General features: G+C 70.0%; 17 protein-coding genes and 2 pseudogenes. 14 read left to right on the top strand and 5 right to left on the bottom strand.

Going from position 1 to position 20,752, the window contains the following annotated elements; genetic code table 11:
* Positions 1-707: 707 nt before the first annotated feature.
* On the bottom strand, positions 708-1,280 hold the full coding sequence (locus ACIRFL_RS39225; protein ID WP_326795926.1) for a helix-turn-helix domain-containing protein: 573 nt from the start codon (positions 1,278-1,280) through the stop codon (positions 708-710).
* 83 nt (positions 1,281-1,363) lie between these two features.
* On the opposite strand from ACIRFL_RS39225, the gene ACIRFL_RS39220 reads away from it, so the two are divergent.
* On the top strand, positions 1,364-2,314 hold the full coding sequence (locus tag ACIRFL_RS39220; protein WP_404039041.1) for an NADP-dependent oxidoreductase: 951 nt from the start codon (positions 1,364-1,366) through the stop codon (positions 2,312-2,314).
* A gap of 34 nt (positions 2,315-2,348) precedes the next feature.
* Here the strand turns inward: ACIRFL_RS39220 and ACIRFL_RS39215 are convergent, their stop codons facing one another.
* Positions 2,349-2,693, bottom strand: coding sequence for a Tn3 family transposase (locus ACIRFL_RS39215; RefSeq protein WP_404039079.1), 345 nt, complete (start codon positions 2,691-2,693; stop codon positions 2,349-2,351).
* Between the two features lie 6 nt (positions 2,694-2,699).
* Positions 2,700-2,813 (bottom strand): annotated as a pseudogene (locus ACIRFL_RS39210) (hypothetical protein); the annotation flags it as partial.
* 100 nt (positions 2,814-2,913) lie between these two features.
* On the opposite strand from ACIRFL_RS39210, the gene ACIRFL_RS39205 reads away from it, so the two are divergent.
* The 8 genes and pseudogenes from ACIRFL_RS39205 to ACIRFL_RS39170 all read left to right on the top strand — a co-directional run bounded on the left by ACIRFL_RS39205 (position 2,914) and on the right by ACIRFL_RS39170 (position 12,832).
* On the top strand, positions 2,914-3,234 hold the full coding sequence (locus ACIRFL_RS39205) for a DUF6191 domain-containing protein (protein WP_404039038.1): 321 nt from the start codon (positions 2,914-2,916) through the stop codon (positions 3,232-3,234).
* A 139-nt stretch (positions 3,235-3,373) separates the two neighbouring features.
* The gene (locus tag ACIRFL_RS39200; RefSeq protein ID WP_404039036.1) at positions 3,374-3,886 is read left to right on the top strand and encodes a transposase; all 513 of its coding nucleotides are present in this window, start codon (positions 3,374-3,376) and stop codon (positions 3,884-3,886) included.
* A 589-nt stretch (positions 3,887-4,475) separates the two neighbouring features.
* Complete coding sequence (locus tag ACIRFL_RS39195) at positions 4,476-4,919, top strand: hypothetical protein (RefSeq protein ID WP_404039033.1); 444 nt, start codon at positions 4,476-4,478, stop codon at positions 4,917-4,919.
* A gap of 44 nt (positions 4,920-4,963) precedes the next feature.
* Complete coding sequence (locus ACIRFL_RS39190) at positions 4,964-8,929, top strand: NocE (RefSeq protein ID WP_404039030.1); 3,966 nt, start codon at positions 4,964-4,966, stop codon at positions 8,927-8,929.
* A gap of 835 nt (positions 8,930-9,764) precedes the next feature.
* The gene (locus ACIRFL_RS39185) at positions 9,765-10,040 is read left to right on the top strand and encodes a hypothetical protein (RefSeq protein ID WP_404039027.1); all 276 of its coding nucleotides are present in this window, start codon (positions 9,765-9,767) and stop codon (positions 10,038-10,040) included.
* Positions 10,040-10,438 carry a hypothetical protein gene (locus ACIRFL_RS39180; RefSeq protein WP_184829675.1) on the top strand — a complete coding sequence of 133 codons (399 nt, stop codon included), beginning with the start codon at positions 10,040-10,042 and terminating at the stop codon, positions 10,436-10,438. Before ACIRFL_RS39185 ends, ACIRFL_RS39180 begins: the two co-directional genes overlap by 1 nt.
* Positions 10,439-10,820: 382 nt before the next feature.
* Positions 10,821-11,264 (top strand): annotated as a pseudogene (locus ACIRFL_RS39175) (ATPase); the annotation flags it as partial.
* 20 nt (positions 11,265-11,284) lie between these two features.
* Positions 11,285-12,832 carry a VWA domain-containing protein gene (locus tag ACIRFL_RS39170; RefSeq protein ID WP_404039024.1) on the top strand — a complete coding sequence of 516 codons (1,548 nt, stop codon included), beginning with the start codon at positions 11,285-11,287 and terminating at the stop codon, positions 12,830-12,832.
* Between the two features lie 414 nt (positions 12,833-13,246).
* Here the strand turns inward: ACIRFL_RS39170 and ACIRFL_RS39165 are convergent, their stop codons facing one another.
* Positions 13,247-13,984, bottom strand: coding sequence for an SDR family NAD(P)-dependent oxidoreductase (locus ACIRFL_RS39165; RefSeq protein WP_404039076.1), 738 nt, complete (start codon positions 13,982-13,984; stop codon positions 13,247-13,249).
* Between the two features lie 93 nt (positions 13,985-14,077).
* On the opposite strand from ACIRFL_RS39165, the gene ACIRFL_RS39160 reads away from it, so the two are divergent.
* Entirely contained in the window at positions 14,078-14,917 is an 840-nt protein-coding gene (locus tag ACIRFL_RS39160) for a LysR family transcriptional regulator (RefSeq protein ID WP_404039021.1), read from the top strand.
* A gap of 154 nt (positions 14,918-15,071) precedes the next feature.
* Here the strand turns inward: ACIRFL_RS39160 and ACIRFL_RS39155 are convergent, their stop codons facing one another.
* Complete coding sequence (locus tag ACIRFL_RS39155; RefSeq protein ID WP_404039018.1) at positions 15,072-16,115, bottom strand: LacI family DNA-binding transcriptional regulator; 1,044 nt, start codon at positions 16,113-16,115, stop codon at positions 15,072-15,074.
* Between the two features lie 265 nt (positions 16,116-16,380).
* On the opposite strand from ACIRFL_RS39155, the gene ACIRFL_RS39150 reads away from it, so the two are divergent.
* From ACIRFL_RS39150 to ACIRFL_RS39135, 4 genes are read left to right on the top strand one after another with little or no spacing between them, the layout of a single operon-like run.
* Positions 16,381-17,679 (top strand): extracellular solute-binding protein, encoded by a 1,299-nt coding sequence (locus ACIRFL_RS39150; RefSeq protein ID WP_404039015.1) that lies wholly within the window; start codon positions 16,381-16,383, stop codon positions 17,677-17,679.
* Between the two features lie 11 nt (positions 17,680-17,690).
* Positions 17,691-18,710 carry a carbohydrate ABC transporter permease gene (locus tag ACIRFL_RS39145; RefSeq protein WP_404039012.1) on the top strand — a complete coding sequence of 340 codons (1,020 nt, stop codon included), beginning with the start codon at positions 17,691-17,693 and terminating at the stop codon, positions 18,708-18,710.
* A gap of 1 nt (position 18,711) precedes the next feature.
* Positions 18,712-19,545 carry a carbohydrate ABC transporter permease gene (locus ACIRFL_RS39140; protein WP_404039009.1) on the top strand — a complete coding sequence of 278 codons (834 nt, stop codon included), beginning with the start codon at positions 18,712-18,714 and terminating at the stop codon, positions 19,543-19,545.
* A gap of 2 nt (positions 19,546-19,547) precedes the next feature.
* Complete coding sequence (locus ACIRFL_RS39135; RefSeq protein ID WP_404039006.1) at positions 19,548-20,627, top strand: glycosidase; 1,080 nt, start codon at positions 19,548-19,550, stop codon at positions 20,625-20,627.
* Positions 20,628-20,752 lie beyond the last annotated feature (125 nt).

Raw genomic sequence — 20,752 nt, 5'->3', positions numbered from 1 at the left:
TATGCCGCGGGACAGACGCTAGGAGCCGGTGTCTGGACAGAGCTTGGAAGAACCTTGAATCGCCTGGTCGCGCGGTGCCGGCCTCCGGGCGGGGCGGCACCGACGCCATCACCCGCCGTGATCACCAGGCGGGCGTGGGCCGCGGCCCGTCGGCGTCTTGGCCGGCAAGTGCGGCGTGAGGGCGTGGGGGCGTGGGGGCACAGGATCGGCGAGGCCGTGGAGCGCGAGTCCGCGGGCACGGCGTACGAACTCCCGTCGAGCGGCACCGCGTCAGCGCTCGTGAGCCAGGCCCACCCGCCAGGCCCAGGCGGCGATCTCCACCCGGTTGCGGACAGCGAGCCTCCCGCAGGCCGAAGACAGCGGCAGACAGGCATGGACCAGCCACCCTCCGTCCGCGGTGGCACCGGCCCGGAAAGTCCCCCAAGTTCGGTGGTGGGCCACGAAGTCGTGCAGTTCCCTGGTCGGCCTCACTCTCTGCTCCAGCCGATGATCCCGTTGCCGCCGACCGGCCACCACCAGGCGCACGGCCAGGCTCGCCCCCGTCACGGTCACGGCCACGGGCGTCAGGCACCGCCACGGGCTCGCAGGTTTGTTCCGGCGCGGCCACGACTTTCACGTCACCCGAACCGGATAATGGCCTATTATCCGGTAGGTAACCTGAGGCATGACACGGGCGCGAAGAGCCAACCCTTCAGGCAACAGTCGACTCAGCGGACTGTCGGAGCCGGCAGTGTGACCGCCTCGCGCAGCTCGGCGGCGGCCTGGGCCATGAGCTGAGCGAGGGTGGTGTCCGGCTCGGCCAGCCAGCGGGGCATGGCGCGCCGGTGGATCGCCAGCACCACGTCGATGATGAAGCGTGCTTTGCCGGGCTCGACGCCGCGGCGCTCGAGCGCCGGTGCCAGCGCGTCGGCGATGTCGGCAAGCTTGATCAGATCACGCTCGGCCAGTGCCGGGTTGGCGGCGATCACTCTTCCCCGGCGCAGCAGGAACTCGCGTGGGCGGAAGATCTCCTCGGCGGTTCCCAGCGCGGTCAGCAGCGCCTCGATCGGGGTGAGGCCCGGGTCGGCCGCCTCGACCTGGGCGACGAGGTGGGCCTCGAGTTCGTTGCCGGCGAAGAGGACTTCCCGCTTGTCGGGGAAGTAGCGATAGAAGGAGCGCTCCTTCAGACCGGCGGCGCCTGCGATCTGCGCGACCGAGGTGCGTTCGAACCCCTGCGTCTCGAACAGCTCGAGCGCCGCGCGTTCGAGCCGGCCCTGTGCGTCGGATTCCCATCGCGGCATGCCCACCAGGATACGACAACAGGAGCTGTTATCAGCTGGTACGGTCGATGACAACAGATGCTGTCATCAGCCAGGAGATCGTCATGAAGGCTCTGCAATTCGACCGGTTCGGTTCCCCGGACGTGATCGTGCTCCGCGACGTCCCACAGCCGGAACCGGGACCCGGCCAGATCCGGATCGCCGTGCGGGCGTGCGGCCTGACACCGGCCGACTGGCACGTCGTCGATGGTCTCCTCGCCGACCATCTGCCGCCGCTGCCGCGCGGGCTCGGCCTTGAGGTCGCGGGCACCGTCGACGCGCTCGGCGAGAACGTCACCGGCGTCCAGATCGGCGACCGCGTGTTCGGCCCGGCCACCTTCGACGGCCCGACGGCCGGCGCCGCCGAGTACGCGCTGATGCCGGCCTGGGCGCGCATTCCCGAGGGCGTAACCGCTGAGCAGGCCGCCGCGCTGCCGATGGCGGCCGAGACGGCGTGGCGCGCGCTCGACGACCTCGGCGTCCAGCCGGGTGAGCTGCTGCTCGTCCACGGCGCGGGCACCACCGTGGGCGAGGCGGCGGTGCGCTTCGCGCTGCACCGGGGTATTCGGGTGATCGCCACAGCCGGGCCGACTCGGGCCGCCGCCCTGGAAGAGATCGGCGCCCAGGTGACCGCCTACGGCGAGGGCATGGCCGAACGCGTCAGCGCGCTGACCCCAGGCCCCGTGGACCGTGCCCTGGACACCGCGCCGACCGGGGGCCGGATCGACCGCGCCGACCAGCCCAGCCCGGCCGGCGGCTCGCTACCGACCTTGATCGAGCTGACCGGGGATCCCGACCGTGTCCTCACCGTCTCGGACTTCGCCGCCGCAGCCGAACTGGGCGTCCGGATCACCACCGAGATCCGCTACGACCAGATGAATGAGTTCGCCAGGCTCGCCGGCGAAGGCATCCTGGTCGTACCGGTCGCCCGCACCTACACCCTCGACCAGGTCCAGGAAGCGGCCAAGCTCAGCCAATCCCGCCGCCCCGGCGGCAAACTCGTGCTCGTCCTGTGATCGCCCTGCCAGCCTGATGCCGAGCTGGGCGAGTTCACCTTCGATGTCGACATCGATGGCGCCGAAAAAGTTGAAGTTCTCGCTGTACGCCGGGGAGATGTGGGCCAGGACCTCGTCGTCGATGCGGCGCCCGGACGGCACTCTTGTGGGCGTAGAGCAAGTCCCGCTTCAGCGCGTGCAGCGACTCGCCCTTGTTCAGCTGCCGCGAGATCTTGCGCCGACAGGCCGGGGCGGCGAGGTAGCGAGCGGCGTAGATGGTGCGCCGCAGCGCCCCGTACTCCTTGAGCGCCGCGGCGAGCGCGTTCTGCCGACCAGACGCGGACAGCTTGCCGACCAGCAGCGGCCCGGCCTTCGGGAACGCGGCTTCGACCTGCGCGATCGCCTTCGTGCCGTAAGCGGTGTGCTGATCGGTCACGTGCGTGTACGTCGAGAGCCCCTCGGAGGCGAAGTACCGGCTCAAAGCCCTTGCGGCGACCGACTTTCCGCGCGTGGGGAACCGCTGTCCATCCGCAGGTCGGGAGCCTGCTCAGCCATATCCGCCCGAATTTCGGCGAGTACTGGGGGGGGACCCCTTGCCCCCTGGGGCGGATACTGGGGGCATGGAATTCGCCGTCTTCATGACCTTGCCGGGGCTGGTCATCCTGCTGACCGCCGTGGCCTTCATAGATCAGCTGCTTCTTCGTGCCGGGCGGGCCGGACTGCTGCCCTGGCGCAACAGCGTCCGGCAGGGCCAGATATCGGCAACCGGGTTCGAGCAGCTGCATGCGAGTTTTTCGCCTGGGAAGCAGAACGAACTCAAGGAGCGGCAGTCGGCACTCGTGATGCGGGACGACGAGGAAGACGGGGCGCCGCCGAACCGGACGACGGTGGACCTGGAGGGAGGGATCGCGGTCGTGCGGATGCCGCAGGCCGACCGATAGCAAGCCACCCGTCACAGCCGTACCTTGAAGAACAAGCTCGGTCGCCGACCAGTGCCTGGAGGCGACGTTGTTGAGCGCCCGCAGGTAGCCGCTCGCGGTCGTGTGGACCAGGAAAGGGCACCCTCGGCCAGCGCGGGAGTTGGAGGCGCAGCGCAAGAACCTGTGGCAGCTCGCTGAGTTCGCCGGGCATCCGAACCCGGACCGGCTGCAGGGGTTTCTCGCGAGGGCGGCCTGGGACACCGATGAGCTTCGTGACCGGGCCCGCGACTGCGCAGCCGCTGCCCTGGCCGCCGACGACGCGGTGCTGATCGGGGACGAGACCGGCGACATCACGCCGCTGCGCGGAACGGGCGTCCCGCCCGAGCGCACCACCACGATGGCGACAAACCCGGAACCGGCCCGGCACATGCTGAAGCGTGCTCCGGGCGCCGGCGTGCCGTTCACCTCCTTCCTCGCCGATGAGGCGTACGGGCAGTGCCGCGCGCTACGCGGCCGACTGGAGGAGCGCCGGTGCGCTATGTGCCGGCGGTGCCCAAGACCGAGATGTGCCGCTGCCGGACGGCCGCACCCGGCAGGCTCGCGAGTCGTACGCCCTGGTGCCGCCGACGTCCAACTCGCCCCCGGCCGAAGGCATTCGAGCGGCAGCTGCTGATACCGCCAAGGGCGAGGGCGGCCCGGACTACACGAGGTGCGCACGTGGTGTTCGTGGTGCCGGCACACCACCGTGTGCTTGCCCGCCATGGCTTTTCTCGCCGCCATCCGGAGCCCCACTGCGCGTGCGTATGCGGCGGGGGCGACACCTGCCGGGCAGGCGCTGCGTGCCGGCCCGCTGCGTCAGCAGTTCCATGGTGCCGTGGCTGACGCGGATACCTGACCCGAGGTCGCGCGCGGCATGGATACGGCGGAAGCCATAGGTGCCGCGGGAGCCGGAGCCACGGCGGTCTTCCGGCCCGACTACATCAGGCGGTGCCGCAAGACAGGAGAGGGAAAGCCAAGGGGAGGGCACGGATCGTCAAAGCCTCGTGTGCCATGAGGTGCGAGGCTCGATCCCCTACGAGGGAGCCTGCTTCGACATGGGTTCCCGCCGCAGCGCGGGCATTCCCCGGATTCCTGATGCCTGCATCAAGGGGGGCATCGGAGATATCGCGGTGAATACGTGTGCGGCACCGCCGGCAGTGTGCGCCTCTACTCGGGCGTGAATTGCCCCACAGAAGTGGACTGCATCTCCAACGGAAGGAAGCATGCGTACAATTCAGCGGATCTTAGCTGCTGCGGCTCTCGCGGCAGGAACCGTCGTCGCCGTCCCGTCCACGAGCCACGCCTATGTGGTGTCCGAGTGTCTCGACTTCCCCTACATGGTCGGCCAGCGAACCTGGAAGGACAGCGCGGGCCAGGCGATGGCCAACGTGGCGATCTACGGCAAGCGGAACGCCTCCGCCGATCCCGGCAGCATCTGTGCCTACTTCGCGGCGCGCGGTGCCTATGAGGGAGTCGCCAAATACATGGGGATCACGTTGTGCGACAACTGGGTCGACACTCCCTGCGATTCCGACACGGGTACGTTCAAATACTATGCCGGTCCGGTGTACCAGAAGGACGGCGCATGCGGATACGCCACCGTCAGGATGCGGAATGCCGCGGGTACCACGATCATCAATGACAGCTACTACCTGGTATGCGACTGATGCGCCGAAGAATGGGCACAACGGCCGCCGTTGCCGTCGCACTCATGGCGTTCACGCTGCCGCTCGCCGTCTCGGAGCCGGGCTACGCCGCTGAGGACGGGACGCCCACCGCGTCGAAGTCGCCGTCGGCGGACGCCGAGCCACGGTACCGCGCGGCGCTCGCGCCCGAAGAGCGCACCAAGGTGCTCGGCTCGGGCTACCGCACCTCGGGGGACCGGGCCTGGAGCACGTCCGGTGACGCGGCCGGCTTCCATGTGCTGGTCGCCGAGGCCAAGGACGGCTACCACTGGCGGACCGCCGCCAGCCTCTCCGAGCCTGGGTTCGAGGCGGATGCCTGGATCGGCAACGCCTGTGTGACCGAGTCCGGGAAGCGGGCGGTGGTGGCGTACGCGCCGCGCACGTTCACCAACGACCCGAAGCTGATGACCAGGGGGGCGTTCGCCGCCGTGGTGGAGCTGGACACCGGTGAGGTGACCAAGCTCCCCGCCATGAGCTCGCTCGCCTACTTCTCGCCCGGCTGCGGGGAGGGTGAGCAGGCAGTGCTGTCCCAGTTCCCCGACGACAGCATGGGCCGCAACGCCACCCAGCTGGTGACCGTGGACGCGGCAACGGGTCGCGCCGGGCAACCGCAGGAGCTGAAGGGGCAGGTCACCTCGGCGATCCCGTATGGCAAGGGGGTGATCGTCGCTGCCGACGGTGCGCGACTGGTGCGGATCGACGGACGTGGCCGGCACGAGATAGCCCGTACCGACGGCATCCCGTTCCAGATCACCAAGGACGCTTCCGGGGGAATCGTCTACCTGGATCGGGCCGGTGAGGACGCGAAGGCCAGACCCCTCGGCCGGGTGGCACACCTGAGTGCCGGTGCGGTAAGGGCCTCGGGCAGCGGCGGCGGGGCCGAACCCACGACCGTGGCGACCGGCGAGCTGGCCGGCCTGGACGTTGCCCGCTCCGCGTCCGGGGAAGTGTTCGTCACGGGGCGGGCCACGAGCCAGGGTGAGGCGCCGGCCCATGTGCACAATCCGGGAGGGCTGGCGAAGGACGCCAGGATCAGCACGCGCGGCCGGGTGACCGTGGTGGCCAACTGGGCGCCGGGTGAGGGTACTTCCCATCGCGCGGAAGAGGCGCTGACCGAGCGGACCGTGACCACCGATCTCACCGGCCTACGGACCGGACGGACCGTACGGCTCGGCGTCCTGCCGGGAGCCGAACTGGTAGCCCCGCGGAAGACGGCGGCCGGCCGCGACACTTCTCCCTCGCTGTCCGGCGCGGCCGTGCCCGGGAGGACCGGACAGCGCGGGCAGCGCCTGCTCGCCGCCTCGCCGAACGACCCGGTCGAGTCGGAGCGGACCTGCTCGGTGCCGCGTGGGGACGTCTCGAAACAGGCGTTCCAGCCCACGCCTCGGCAGGTCGAGTGGGCCGTGGACCAGGCGGTGATCAGCGGACTGGACAAGTGGATCTACCGCGACGCCAACTGGAAGGGTACGGGGATGGCGTCCTACCGTCCGCAGGAGCTGTTTCCGTTACGGGTGCTGTCCGGTGACCCCAACGGAAAGGTGGACCGCGACGACGAGTGGCACATACCCGCGCAGATTCTCCTCGGCGTAACCGCCCAGGAGAGCAACATGTGGCAGGCCACCCGCTTCGCCGTGCCGGGCGTGACCGCAAACCCGTTGATCGGGAACTACTACGGGGTGGGGTACACCCCCGACGGCAACGAAACCGACCCCTGGCTGATCAACTGGGCCGAGGCCGACTGCGGTTACGGCATCACCCAGGTCACCGACGGGATGCGGCTGCCCGGCCGCGGCCAGCCGACGATGAGCCCGGCGCGCCAGGAGGCCGTGGCGCTGGACTACACCGCGAACATCGCGGCGGGCGCCGACATCCTGGCGGAGAAGTGGAACCAGACCCGCGACGCGGGTCTGGTCATCGGCGACGGGCACGCCAAGTTCCTGGAGAACTGGTTCTTCGCACTGTGGGCGTACAACAGCGGTTTCTATCCGGAGGCGGACGCACCGTCCCACCACGGAAAGTGGGGGGTGGGCTTCACCAACAATCCGGCCAACCCGCTGTGGAAGGCCAACCGCACCCCGTTCCTGGAGAACGAGGACGGCGGCGACGACTACTCGCATGCGGCACACCCCCAGGACTGGCCGTATCAGGAGAAGGTGCTGGGCTGGGCGGCGCGCCCGATCGCGGCGCTGGTCAAGCCCGGCGACATGCAGCCCGGCTACCGCCAGGCATGGTGGCACAGCCGTTTCGAGCGGACGACGGTCAAGCCCCCCGAGTCATTGTTCTGCGACGACTCCAACGAGTGCGACCCCGATCTGATCGGACCGGGCGACAAGAACGAACCGGGCCTCGGTGCCTGCACACGGGAGGACCTGCACTGCTTCTGGAACAAGGAGACCAGCTGGAAGTCGTGCGTCCGCGGTGAGTGCGGCAATGCGGTCCACCGCTTCAACAACACCGACTATCCCGAGCAGCCGGACGAGAACTCTTCCTATCCGCCGCGCTGCGACGACGGACTCCCCGCGGGGACCTTCGTCGTGGACGACCTGCCGGACCGCACCAGACCCGCCGGCTCGGCCGCCCGCAGTTGCGGGGCCGTCCCGTCGGACGGCACATTCCGGTTCACCTTCACGGACTGGAACGGCACCTACCCCGGCAAGATCGACACACACCAGATCGGCGGTGGCTACGGCGGCCACTTCTGGTTCTCCCACACCCGTAACAACGCCAGCACCACGGACATCGACGGCCAACGCCTGTATGTCACCGGCACGTGGACGCTCAATCGCGACCTGGCCGGATGGACCCGAGTCCTGGTCCACATGCCCGATCACGGGGCGCACACCCGGCAGGCCGCCTACACCATCCACGGCACCGACTCCACCAGCCCGGTACGCGTGCACCCGCAGCGCACCCGGGAGAACCGATGGGTGGACCTGGGTGTCTTCCGTTTCACGGGCACCCCGAAGGTGTCGCTGTCCACGCATGCGCTGGACGGGGACGGCGGCGAGGACGTGGCGTGGGACGCGGTGGCCTTCCAGCCGCTGCCCGACAAGCCCGACGACTTCGTGGTCGCCATGGGCGATTCCTACTCCTCCGGGGAGGGCGCCTCGGTCAGCGGTGGAGGCGACTACTACACCGAGACCGACGTACTGGGCAGTGACAGCAGGCTCCGCAATGCCTGCCACCGCTCTCGCCATGCCTGGTCCCGCCAGGCCGCTCTGCCCGGGAACAGCATGTCGAACGGTGCGCTCGCGGACGCGCATGACGCGTCTCTCGACTACCACCTCGTGGCCTGCTCCGGCGCGCAGACCGAGAACATACTGTCCGCGACCGGAACGGCCACCAACGCATGGGGGGAACGAGGCGTCAACAGCTATGGTGAAATGCCCCAACTCGACCAGGGCTACCTGGACCAGAACACCACCCTGGTGACACTGTCCATCGGCGGCAACGACGCCCGCTTCGGCGATGTGATCCAGGCCTGCATCCTCGGCGGACTGGAGGCGTGCCAGGACGGCACCCTGGACGGCGACGACGGCCCGCTCAAGGACGTCCAACCGGTGGTGATGCGTGAGATGGTCCGGCCCTCCATCACCACGACCCTGCAGGAGATCGCCAAGAAGGCGCCCAACGCTCAGATCGTGCTCATGGGCTATCCCGTGCTCCTCGACGGCGGCTGTGTGCCCGGTATCGGGTCGGCCGAGAGACCATGGATCAACGACACGACCAACCTGATGGCCGAGGTGATGCGCGGCGCGGTCGGCGACGCACGGGAGGCAGGGGCACGGGTGTGGTTCTCCGACCCGCGGACCGCTTTCGCGGGCAAAGGCATCTGCGGTGACCCGGAGACCATCCACGGCATTGTGGCGGACAGGACCCCGGGCGACCCACCGGGCCCCACGTCGGCACAGTCCTTCCACCCGAAGATCTCCGGCGCCCGGCTGTACGCCGACGCGTTGGAATCGACTCTCCGGGCCATAGAGAACCAGTAGCCGCCCGCAAAGGATCTTCCCAGTCAAGGAACAGCGCCGACGCCGGCAAGGCCGCCGTCTCACAGGAGACGGCGGCCCTGGCACTCCACGCGGACAACTGTTCGTCGTTGCGACGATGACTGTTGCAGAACGCGATGACGTTCGCAGGGTGACGGCTGGAAGGGGGACCGGACCGACGCAGGAGACTGCGGAGCCAGCGGGCCTTTTCCCGGCTGAGGGTACAGCCGTCGGACCATGGTCATATGGGCAGTGAACCGTACAGCGCCGCGCCCGCGGCGGCGAAGGCCGCGCCGGCCCACTCGGGCCAGGAGCGGGTGCGTCTTGCTGCCGCGTAGGCGAGGGCCGATGCGGCCATGGCGGGCCACAGAATGCCGAAGGCGGCGCTGCTGGGTGAGAAGCGGCTTGTGACGGCGGCTGCGAGTGCGTATCCGATGATCGCCGCTACTGCGAGGACCGGGCTTGCTGTCAGCCTGCTCCGGTCGGGACCAACCCCGGCCGGAGCAGGCTGTGGTAGTGGGTGAACGGACTGTAGCGGCGTCGCCGGCGTCAGTGCCGACGGCTGGCGCAGGGCCGGGCCGGACGCGGCGCAGGATGCCCTGTGCCTGGTCGGAGTCCGCCTCGCCGTCGGCGTAGGCCGTGGTCAGGTGCGGGCGGCCGAAGGGGTAGTGGCAGGCGTCGCCCCCCGAAGGCGGTACGGGTCGTCGCCCGGGCGAGGGGGTGGAGTGCGGCGAGATCCTCGTCGGGGTGGAGGTCGGCGATCACGGCGCTGTAAGTGGCGGCATAGCCTGACACGCTTCCTCTACCTGCGGTAGAGGAGTGCGGTAGAGTGAGGGATATGGCAGCAGACGAGACGAGCATCAAGGTGAGCACGGCAGCTCGGGACCGGCTCGCCCAGCTGGCGGCCGAGCACGGCACCACCATTCGCAGCCTGGTGGAGGACCTCGCGCAGAGCACCCCGACCCAGGCCGAGTACGCCGAGCGCGCCGAGCTGGCCCGCGCCGAGCTCGCCTCCGCCCTCGGCAGTGCGCCAAGCCCGGAGGCGGAGGCGAAGGCCCGGGCGCTGCTGGAGCGCCTGGGGGCCGCCTCGCACGGGCCGCGGGCGGCCGCGTAATGGCGGCGATCGCGGTCGTCCTGGACCACACGACCGCGGCGGCGCTGTTCGACCCGAAGGATCCGTTCAACGAGGCGGTCGCCGCGTTCTACGTCCAGGCCTCCGGCGGACTCGGTGATCTTTATGCGCCGGTATTGTCGCTGACGGCCGGCGACGCCGAGCGGCCTGGACTGCTCGGCTACATCAAGGGGCTGCGGTTCATCCGGATCGAGGCGTTCGACACCGACGCCGCGGTCACAGCCACCGAGCTGCTGCGCTTCGGGCACTCCTGGGCCGCCGTCCACGCCATCCACGCCGCCCGTCCCTCCGCCGCCCATCCGAGCGGCCGGTTTCTGCTCACCCTGACGCCGAAGGCGTATGCGGGCACCGGCGTCCAGGCCGTCCACCCCGGCCAGTAATCACCGGCGCCCTGGGCGCCCCATCAAGCCCTCACGCGCCGTCGCGGACCTGGCCCCCCTGACGCACAAGGCCCGACACCCCTTCAGCGGGAGCGGCACCGCTTGAGCAGGGCGGTTGTGTTGTCTGTCCTGATGTGCCCGACCGCAGGGGAAGGTGTCCTCGGGAGGAACCGTGCGGTTCACTGTCCTGCCTGTCCGCGGCCGCCCGTCTCCCCCGTCCCGGGGTGGGCCTTCCTGGTTCGGGACAACTGGATGACTACGGCTTCGAGACGACTTTCCAGCTGCTCTGCGTCAGTCCAGGCGGTGAGGTCAGGGAGATTGCCGGGGTCAAGATCGGCAGGTTCGGCGTGACAGCGTCGGCCAGGACACCGCTGCCGGATAGCGGCAGGCGGTGGGCCTGCTCCAGGCGTCCGCGTACCTCGACGGCCGCCCGGCGGTCGCCGAGAGGGACCTGTCGTTGCTGACACACGTGTTGTGGGCCTCGCCCGCCGAACGCCCGACCGTCGAGCGTGAGGTGCTGCAACTGGTCAACCCCGATGCCAGGGAAGCGCTCGACCTGGCCGATGCCATCGAGGAACTGGAGGCCCAGCTCGACGCCATGGCGGGGCAGTCCCGCGAGGCGCTGAGCGAGTGGGTCATCAAGAAGGCCCACAACCAGCTCGCCTTGGCGGGGAAGCGGCTGGAGCAGCTGCGCTGGGAGGCGGCGAGCGCCGGCCGTTCCACCACTGCCATTGACCGAGTCACCGGCCGCCAGCGCGCCGTCCGCGCCCGTATCCTCACCGAAGCCCTCGGCGTCGACGCGAGCATGGTGCAGGCCCAGCTCTGAACACCGGGGGGATCAGCACCATGGGCGGGACGGACGGGACAGCGCGCAAACCCACCGAGCCGGCGAGCCCGGCCGCGAAGTGGGTGGGCCTTTCCGCCGCCGCTCCAAAGCGGCACACCGCGGCCGTGGTCGCGGACCGGTTCGACCGGATCACATGGCGCGACACCTACGAGCAGTCGGCCGGACTGCGCGATCTGGCGGAGGAGCTGAACGAACGCTACGACCACACCACCGACCTCCTGACCGACGCGTTCCTGGCCGCCTACAAGGTCAGACCGCAGATGCGTGAGCAGGCGGAAATGGACCTCTCCCGGCTGGTCAACCACCAGGTCATCACCGCGCTGATGGAGTCGCCGGCGTTCGCCGAGCTGCGCCGGGAGACGGTCGGCGACCCCTACGCCGCCGCCATGGCCGTGCTCGCCCAGGCCGCCGCGCTGCGCCGGATGCTGGAGCGCTCCCGGGATGCACGGGAACAGGCCAAGCAGGCGAAGCAGGCACAGCAGGACGCCGAAGGTGCGGCGAGCGCCGTGAGCGATGCGCTCCAGCAGGCGGCCGAGGCCGCTGCGCGGCAGGCCGTCCAGGACGCCGCGCAGGCCCTCGCTGCGGCGGCCCCCGGGGTCCGTGCCGCCGCGCGGAACGCGGCGGCGAACGCCGCCAAGGCCGTGCGGGAGGAGGCCGCGCTGATGCGGGCGTGGGGCGTTTCCCCCGGCGAGCTGGAGCGGATGCCGTTCGACCAGCGCGCCCGGCTCACCGAGCGGCTGCGCACCGGCCGTCTCGCACAGTGGGCCGAGCTGATCGGTCGCTTCCGGCAGATGGCCGACGGTGAGCGCGCCCGCAAGGTGGAGAACGCCACGGGGGAACTGGTCGGCGTCACGCTGGGCGACGACCTCTCCCGCGTCATCCCCTCCGAGCTTGCGGGCCTCGGCCTGCCTGAGCTGCGCGCGGTGTTCGCCGTGCGCTACGCCGCCGGGGAGCTGATGCTCTACGACAGCCAGGGAGAGCAGGCCACCGGCCAGGGCGCCGTCATCGCGTGTGTGGACACCTCGCACTCCATGTACGAGGCGGGGCCCGGCGGAGTCACCCGGGAGGCGTGGGCCAAGGCGTGCGCCCTGGCGCTGCTGGATCAGGCCCGCCACGCAGGGCGGGACTTCGTCGGCATCCTGTTTTCCGCCGCTGACAAGATCCAGATCTTCCGCTTCCCGGCCGACCAGCCCGCACAGATCGCCCGGGTGCTCGACTTCGCGGAGACCTTCCTGGGCGGCGGGACCAGCTATCAGACGCCGCTGTCAGCGGCCGGGAAACTGCTGGAGGAGGAGTTCAACGACGCCGCCCGCACGCGCGGCGACATCGTGATGATCACCGACGACGACTGCGGCGTCACAAAGGAGTGGATGCGCGGCTGGAACGAGGCCAAGCACCGGTTGGGTTTCCGGGTCTTCGGCGTGGCCGTCGGTACCCCCCGCATCGCCGAAGCCGACTCGGTCCTTCAGGCGCTGTGCGACGACCTACGCTCCGTCGAGGACTTCACCGACGTCCAGGCCGCCGCCGACCTCTTCCGCGTGATCTGACCCGGCATCCTCCGGGTGGATTGCGTGGGCGAGCCACCGGTGGCGCCCGGAGCGCGGGTGGCCCGCCACGGCCCGGTGCAACGTGGTCCGCTGCGGCAGCCGGTCCCGGTGGACGGTGCCGGGCGGGACGTGGAAGACGAACTCCAGGACGTCGTCGTCGCAGACGGAGCGGCTGCCGACGCGGGTGAACCGCCGTTGTCACCCGCGGCCCCCGGAAGACGTTCGGCACGGGCCGCGTCCTCGGCTTCCTCCTCGGCCAGCGGACCGACCTGGGCATGCCCCTCGGCTCCGCGCTCGCCGTCCTCCGGGACATCCCCGGACTGGTCCTCGCCGTACCCAGCCACCCCACCTCCGTGACCGACCCGGCGACGGGTGGTCGCGGCGTGGTCGGCGAGGAGGGCATCCAAGGTCAGGTCACCAAGGCACGACCCCGTTGTCGTCGAACAGCTGGCCGGTCGGGCCGTCGTCCGGCAGGGCCGCCAGCCGGATGGCGATCGCCGCTCCCTGCTCAGGAGTGCGGGTCCCGCTGAATCCGTTGAGGTCAGTGGCGACGAAACCGGGGCAGGCGCTGTTGATGAGGATGCCGGTGCCGCTCAGTTCCTTGGCGTACTGGATGGTGACGGCGTTGAGGTACGTCTTCGTCGGCGCGTAGGCCCCGCTGATTCCTCCGAGGTCGGCACCGGGCGTGGTCTGCAGTGTCAGGGAGCCGACGTGGCTGGACTGGTTGACGATCCGCGGATGGGCCGAACGGCGCAGCAGCGGCAGCATCGCGTTGGTGATCCGGATGACGCCGATGACGTTGGTCTCCACCAGCCGCCGCACGGTCTCAAGGTCGATGGACGTGGGCTCCTCCGGCCAGCCGCCGGCCACGCCGGCGTTGTTGACCAGTACGTCGAGCCGTCCGGCTCTTTCCTCGATCAGTCGGACCGCGGCGGTCACGCTCTCGTCGTCGGTCACGTCCAGGGGGACACCGAAGGCGTCGGCACCAGCCGCGCGCAGCTTCGCCACGGCGTCTTCCCGACGCTGGTCGTCCCGGGCGCCGACACCGACACTCCAGCCCCGCGCGCCCAGTCCGGCCGCGACCTCGTAACCGATTCCCTTGTTCGCGCCGGTGACCAGCGCGATCGTCTTCTCGCTCATGGCAGCGAGCATGCCGGTGCCGCGGCCGGGCTCCAACACCGTCTCGGTCATGGAGCAATACCCGAGCGGTATCGATCAGTCGTCTCCCCTCGCTAGCCTGTGCTCATGGAAACGCGCGAGCTGCGGTACTTCGTCGCCGTCGCCGAGGAGCTGCACTTCGGCAGGGCCGCCCAGCGTCTGGGCATGGCCCAGCCGCCCCTGTCCCGCGCGATCACCCAGCTCGAACGGCGGCTCGGAATCGCGCTGCTGGAACGTACCAGCCGCAAGGTCACGCTCACTCAGGCCGGAGCCGTGCTCCTGGCCGAAGCACGCGCCATCCTGAGCGCGGTGGCCGCGGCCGAGCGGCGTACCCTGCGGGCTGCGGCGGCACATCCCAGCCTCGTCCTGGCCGTGAAATCGGGCACCGCCGGCGAACTGCTGAGGAAACTGCTCGATGCCTACGCCGAAGAACCCGACGCGGCCACAGTCGACCTGCTGCTGTGCGAGGCACACCAGCACCAGCGGCTGCTGCAGGACGGGCATGCCGACGTGGCGCTGCTGCACCTGCCCTTCGACTCGGCGGCCGGACTCGACACCGAAACCCTGTGCACCGAGGGTCAGGTCGTGATCCTGCCGGTCTGGCACCCGCTCGCCGGCCGCTCCCGGGTCAGGATGGCCGACGTCACCGCACTGCCACAGCTCCCGATGGCCCGCTGGCCTCGTCCTGACGGCAGCTACCCCGACGGGCCCGGCGCAGAGGTACGGAACCTCACGCAGCTCTTCCAGCTGATCGCGCTCGGCCGTACCACCGCGGTCATTCCCGAGTCAGCGGGCGCCGACCTGCACCGGGACCTCACCGCCGTACCGATTCTGGACGCTCCCCCCGTGACGACGGTGATCGCCTGGCCACCGGGCAGCCGCCTTCGCACAGTCGCCGACCTGGTCCGCGTCGCCACTCGCCTTTGACATCGAACCCAGCGGTCGGCAACCCCGCGACAGCCTCGACCGAGCAACCGGCAGCCCGGGAGGCAACGGCCGCCTCGCTCGTCGTGTGTGCGTCGACCGGGCCGGTCGGCGGGAGCCGAGAGCATGTCCCCCACTCCCGGTCGCGGCCCCGGGCTCAAGTCCGCGGGGGCGCGGTGCTCGCCCGCACCACGAAGTCCACCGGTGGGAGCTCGGTCGCCTGGAACGTTCCTCCCTCGGTGAGCGAGACCAGTGTCTGTGCGGCAGCGCGCCCCCAGGCCAGCACGTTCTGGCGCACCGTCGTCAGCGGCGGCGCGATGCAGTCGGCCAGCGGGATGTCGTCGAAGCCCACCACCGACAGGTCCTCGGGGACCCGCAGTCCGCGGCTGGTCGCGGCGGTGATCCCGGCGATGGCCATCAGGTCGTTGGCGTACACGATGGCGGTCGGCGGCCGGTCCAGGTCCAGCAGTTGGTGCGTGGCCTGGGCGCCGGCCGCGCCGGTGAAGTCCGCCGCGACGGGCGGGATCTCGGGCAGGCCTGCATCCGCCAGCGCACTGCGCCAGGCGTCGCACCGGGCCTGGGTGTGCACATATCCTGCGGCGCCGCAGACGTGTCCGATCCACCGGTGGCCGAGCGAGCGCAGATGGCCGACCGCACGGCGCACCCCGCTGCCGTCGTCGACCCCGATGGCCGGTACCCGGCTGCCGGCCTGCGGCGGTCCGACGATCAGTGCGCTGATGCCCAGCTCCGTCACGAGTGCGGGCCGCGGGTCGTCGGTGCGCAGATCGGTGAGGAACACACCGTCGACCCGCCCGTCACGGGCCAGCCGCTCGTACGCCTGCCGTTCGGTCTCCTCGTCGGGGACGACCTGCAGTACGAGCGCGTAGCCGAGGGGGGCGAGGCCGGTCTCGATGCCGGCGACGAACTGAGGGAAGAACGGGTCGGTGCTCAGCAGTTCCGGCGGTCGGCGGATCACCAGGCCGAGGGTCTGTGACCGCTTGGTGGACAGTGCCCGGGCGCCGGCGTTGGGCTGCCAGCCCAGCTGGTCGATGGCGTCCAGGACCCGCCGGCGCGCCTGCGGGCTGACCCCGGGGCGGTCGTTGATGACGAAGGAGACCGTCGCCTTGGAGACCTGGGCCAGCGCGGCGACATCACCGATCGTCGGCCGGCTGCCCTTGCCCCGGCGTTGCGGCGGGGGCATCGCCCCGTGGGAACCGCCTGCCGACCCGGCCGTTTTGCCCTGGCCCTGCGCCATACCGCCTCGCCTTCCCACCGGCCCCGGAGTGACAGGAGTGTGCCACCCCGGTTACCGAAACATCTCGCATCCAACCTTGACGCTCCGATATTAAACCGGTTTGATGGCGCTGTTAACCCCGTGGTGATCATTCCGACGGGGCGGGCCGGCGGCGACGGGAGGGGAGTCGCTTCGGACCCTCAACCACCCGCATGGAAGGGAGTTGGGCGCCATGAGGCGTTTTCCGCGCGTTACGGTGCTGGCCACCGCCGCGGCGGTTGTCCTGCCGTTGTCCGCCTGTGGTTCGGGCGACGCCGGCGGCGGCAAGCCGACCTCGGGACCGATCGACATCTGGTACTCGACGAATGAGCAGGAGCAGGCCTGGGCCAAGGCCACGGTGGCCGCCTGGAACTCCGAGCACCCCGAGGAGAAAGTCACCGCCAAGGCGGTGCCGTCGGGCAAGTCCACCGAGGACGTCCTCGGGGCCGCGATCACCGCGGGCAACACCCCGTGCCTCGTCTACAACACCGCTCCGGCGGCGGTCGCGGCATTCCAGAAGCAGGGCGGCCTGGTGAATCTCTCGGACACGTTCGGCGATGCCGAGTCCTTCATCAAGGAGCGTTCCGGCGGTGCCGCGGACGGCTTCCGTTCCCCGGACGGCAAGTTGTATCAAGTGCCGTGGAAAACCAACCCGTTCATGCTCTATTACAACAAGGACGTCTTCAAAAAGGCCGGCCTGGACCCCGAGAACCCGAAGCTGAGCACGTACGGCGATGTGCTGGCCGCAGCCAAGAGGATCAAGAGCAGCAAGGCGGCGAAATTCGCCCTGTACCCCCCGGCGACCAGCGACTACACCAATGCGCTGTTCGACTTCTACCCGCTGTATCTGGCCAACTCCGGCGGCACACAGCTGGTGAAGGACAAGAAGGCCACCTTCACTTCCGAGGCCGGACTGCAGACCCTCGGCTTCTGGCAGCAGATGTATGCCGACGGCTACTCGTCCCCGGAGGCGTACAGCGGTGACATGTGGGCGGGCCCGTTCGCCGACGGGGTGGCCGCCATGGGCATCGCCGGGCCGTGGGGCAAGGGGCAGTTCGACGGCAAGGTGACGTACGGCGTAGTGCCGCTGCCCACGGCCGCCGGAATACCGGCCGGCAAGACCTCGACGTTCGCGGACTCCAAGAACGTCGGCCTGTTCACCTCGTGCAAGCACAAGCAGACCGCCTGGAAGTTCACCAAGTTCTCGATGAGCACGAAGAACGACGTGGCACTGCTGGAGAAGACGGGGCAGTTCCCCACCCGCGGTGACGTGGCCGCTGTCGCGAGCGGCTACCTCAAGGCCAACCCGTTCTACCAGCCCTTCGCCGACGCGGTCCCGCGGGCGGTGGACGTGCCGAACATCGCCGGCTCGACCGACGTGTGGAAGACGTTCCGCACGGCCTGGGACGACGCGGTGCTGCCCGGGAAGGGCGATGTGAAGTCGACCTTCGGCAAGGCCGCGCAGCAGATCGACGACCAGACCGCCGGCTGACGAGGCGCACCGTGAAATCACTCCGCGACAGTCTCGACGGCACCCAGGCCGCGGGTGCTCCGCCCCGCGGCCGGCACCCCCGGCGATCGACCCGGCACGCACCGCAGGCAGCCGCACACGAGTCCGGTGCCCCGGGGCGGCGGCCCCGCGTCTCGCGGCTTGAGCGATGGCTGGGCACCAGCCCGCTCGGGCTCGTCCTGACCGCGCCGTACACCGGCTACGTCCTGGTCGTGTTCATCATCCCGTTCGGCGTCGGCGTATGGATGGCCTTCCACGACTACTTCTTCACCGCGCCCGGCGTGTCCGCCCCGCACCCGTTCGTCGGCTTCGACAACTTCACCGAGGTCCTCGGCGAAAAGAGCACCCGGCGCGCGTTCGCCAACCTCGGGCTGTTCATGGCGATCAACATTCCGCTGACCGTGGTGCTGGCGCTCGCGCTGGCATCGGCGCTGAACGCCGCGACCCACTGGCGGGGCTTCTTCAGGGTGGCGTACTACGTGCCGTACGTGACGGCCTCGGTCGCCACGCTCGCCGTGTGGCTGTTTCTGTTCAACGGCTCCGGCGCCGTCAACAACGTGCTCGGCTCCTGGGCCCCTGACCCGTCCTGGCTGGCCAACAAACAGCTGGTGATGCCGCTCATCGCTGTCTACGTCACCTGGAAGCAGCTCGGTTTCTACATCCTGCTCTACCTCGCCGCGCTGCAGAACGTGCCCAAGGAACTGCACGAGGCGGCCCTGACCGACGGCGCTGGGCGCTGGCAGGCGTTCCGGGCCGTCACCCTGCCGGCCGTCCGGCCGGTCACCTCGCTCGTCGTCCTGCTGTCGATCATCACCGCCGGACAGATCTTCACCGAGCCGTTCCTGCTCACCGGCGGCGGCCCGAGCGGCGCCTCACTCACCCCCGCGCTGCTGGTGTACCAGCGGGGCATCGAGCAGGGCGAGCCGGATGCCGCGGCCGCCATCGGGCTGATCCTCGTCACCGGCGTGCTCGTCATCGCGACCGTGGCCCGGCGCGTCACGGAGAGGGACTGACATGGCCCGCACCTTGCGCATCCTGCGCCACACCGCACTCGGCCTCGGCGCCCTCGCCGCTCTGCTGCCGTTCTACTACATGCTCATCGGGGCGCTGCAGAAGAAGCGCGACACCAGCCTCGGCGGCCTGCTGCCCAAGCCCGGCAACCTCACCCTGGACAACCTCACCGGCATCGACGACTCGTTCAGCCTGCTCACCGCCCTGACCAACTCCCTGATCATGACCGCCGGGGTGGTGGTCTGCACGCTGGTCTTCGGCCTGCTGGCCGGCTACGCCCTGGCGATCCTGCGCTTCCGCGGCCGCGGCCTGGTGTTCGGGCTCGTCCTGCTCGTCCAGGCGATCCCGTTCCAGTTGCTGATGATCCCGCTGTACGTGATGGTGGTGCGCTACTTCGGCCTCGCCGACAGCTACGCCGGGATGATCCTGCCCTTCGCCATCAACTCCGTCGCCGTGCTGATCTTCCGCCAGTACTTCCTGCAGATCCCACGCGAGATCTTCGACGCGGCGCGCGTGGACGGAGCGAGCGAACTGCGCATCCTGCGCTCGGTGGCGGTGCCACTGGTGCGTCCCGCGATCCTCACCGCCATGCTGGTGACCTTCATCGGCCCATGGAACGAATTCCTGTGGCCGTTCCTGGTGACCAAGGACCAGGAGATGCAGCCCCTCGCGGTCAGCCTGGCGAACTTCTCCCAGGCCAACTCCGCCTTCCAGGCCAACCCCATGGGCGCCGTGCTCGCCGGTGCCTGCGTACTGGCGGTGCCGGCCGTCGTCCTCTTCGTGCTCTTCCAGCGCCACTTCACCTCTGCCAACCTCGGATCCGCGATCAAAGGCTAGGTATGACCCAGCGCAACACCGAAACCGCGCTCCCGTATGCCCTGAACCGGGTCGGCGTGCTCATGAACGCCGACCCCACCGACCCCCTGGAGGCCGAGGGCGTCCTCAATCCGGCCACCGCCTGGGGACCCGACGGCGAGCTGTACCTCTTCCCCCGCATGGTCGCGGCCGGCAACGTCTCCCGCATCGGCCGCGCCCGTGTCGTGATCGAGGACGGCGTACCGGTCGGCGTCGAACGCCAGGGCGTGGTGCTGTCCCCGGAGGAGGGCTTCGAGCGGGGTGCACACAATGCCGGCGTGGAGGACCCCCGTATCACCTTCATCCCCGACCTCGGCGTGCACGTCCTGACCTACGTCGCCTACGGTCCGCTCGGCCCGCGGCCCGCGTTGGCCGTCTCCACGGACACGATCAGCTGGCGCCGGCTGGGCCCACTGCACTTTGCGTATCAGCCGCACCTGTCCACCGACTTGAACTTCTTCCCCAACAAGGACCTCGTCTTCTTCCCCGAAATCGTTCCCGGTCCCGACGGCCGCCCGAGCTTTGCGATGCTGCACCGGCCGATGTGGGACCTGGACTGGCTGCGCCCGGGCGAGGGCGCCCCGGCCCCGGCCGGGGTCGACGACGGCCGTCCGTCGATCTGGATCGCGTACGTCGACGCCGAGGCGGCCCGCCGCGATCTCACGGCTCTGACCTCGCTTCGGCACTCTGCTCCGGTCGCCGGCCCCAAGATGCCGTTCGAGGTCGCGAAGATCGGCGCGGGCCCGCCGCCGCTGCGGGTGCCCGAGGGCTGGCTGCTCATCCACCACGGGGTGACCGGCCCGGTCGCGAAGGGCTTCGAGCTCAGCCATGGCGCCGTCTACCGGGCCGGGGGCATGCTGCTGGACCCGGCGGATCCGGCGCGGGTGCTGGCGCGCTCGCAGGAGCCGTGGCTGTCTCCGGAAACCCGTGAGGAAACCGTGGGAACACTCAGCAACGTTGTCTTCCCGACTGCCGTCGAACGCATCGCGGGGACGGTCTATGTGTTCTACGGGATGGCGGACAGCGCGATCGGCGTGGCCGCTCTGGAGCGGACTGCGGACTGACGTTTCTGACGGAAACGGCGTGGGGGGGGGGGGGGGGGGGGGGGGCCGGGGGCCCGGCCCGCCGCCCCCCCCCCCCGGCCCCGGGCCCCCCCCCCCCGCCGCGCGCCGGGAGGGCGGGGCCGGGG

Origin of the sequence: Streptomyces sp. NPDC102462 (assembly GCF_044765425.1) — a bacterium.
Classification (GTDB): domain Bacteria; phylum Actinomycetota; class Actinomycetes; order Streptomycetales; family Streptomycetaceae; genus Streptomyces.
Note: the sequence above shows the minus strand (reverse complement) of the source record. Positions and strands in the feature narration are given on the sequence as shown.

Excerpts from the sequence above, each read along its gene's own strand:
- ACIRFL_RS39185 (WP_404039027.1), top strand. The coding sequence starts at position 9,765 with ATGGCAGCAGACGAGACGAGCATCAAGGTGAGCACGGCAGCTCGGGAC.
- ACIRFL_RS39180 (WP_184829675.1), top strand. The coding sequence starts at position 10,040 with ATGGCGGCGATCGCGGTCGTCCTGGACCACACGACCGCGGCGGCGCTG.
- ACIRFL_RS39225 (WP_326795926.1), bottom strand. The coding sequence starts at position 1,280 with ATGCCGCGATGGGAATCCGACGCACAGGGCCGGCTCGAACGCGCGGCG.
- ACIRFL_RS39205 (WP_404039038.1), top strand. The coding sequence starts at position 2,914 with ATGGAATTCGCCGTCTTCATGACCTTGCCGGGGCTGGTCATCCTGCTG.
- ACIRFL_RS39160 (WP_404039021.1), top strand. The coding sequence starts at position 14,078 with ATGGAAACGCGCGAGCTGCGGTACTTCGTCGCCGTCGCCGAGGAGCTG.
- ACIRFL_RS39190 (WP_404039030.1), top strand. The coding sequence starts at position 4,964 with ATGGCGTTCACGCTGCCGCTCGCCGTCTCGGAGCCGGGCTACGCCGCT.
- ACIRFL_RS39195 (WP_404039033.1), top strand. The coding sequence starts at position 4,476 with ATGCGTACAATTCAGCGGATCTTAGCTGCTGCGGCTCTCGCGGCAGGA.
- ACIRFL_RS39165 (WP_404039076.1), bottom strand. The coding sequence starts at position 13,984 with ATGCTCGCTGCCATGAGCGAGAAGACGATCGCGCTGGTCACCGGCGCG.
- ACIRFL_RS39155 (WP_404039018.1), bottom strand. The coding sequence starts at position 16,115 with ATGCCCCCGCCGCAACGCCGGGGCAAGGGCAGCCGGCCGACGATCGGT.
- ACIRFL_RS39135 (WP_404039006.1), top strand. The coding sequence starts at position 19,548 with ATGACCCAGCGCAACACCGAAACCGCGCTCCCGTATGCCCTGAACCGG.
- ACIRFL_RS39170 (WP_404039024.1), top strand. The coding sequence starts at position 11,285 with ATGGGCGGGACGGACGGGACAGCGCGCAAACCCACCGAGCCGGCGAGC.
- ACIRFL_RS39220 (WP_404039041.1), top strand. The coding sequence starts at position 1,364 with ATGAAGGCTCTGCAATTCGACCGGTTCGGTTCCCCGGACGTGATCGTG.
- ACIRFL_RS39140 (WP_404039009.1), top strand. The coding sequence starts at position 18,712 with ATGGCCCGCACCTTGCGCATCCTGCGCCACACCGCACTCGGCCTCGGC.
- ACIRFL_RS39150 (WP_404039015.1), top strand. The coding sequence starts at position 16,381 with ATGAGGCGTTTTCCGCGCGTTACGGTGCTGGCCACCGCCGCGGCGGTT.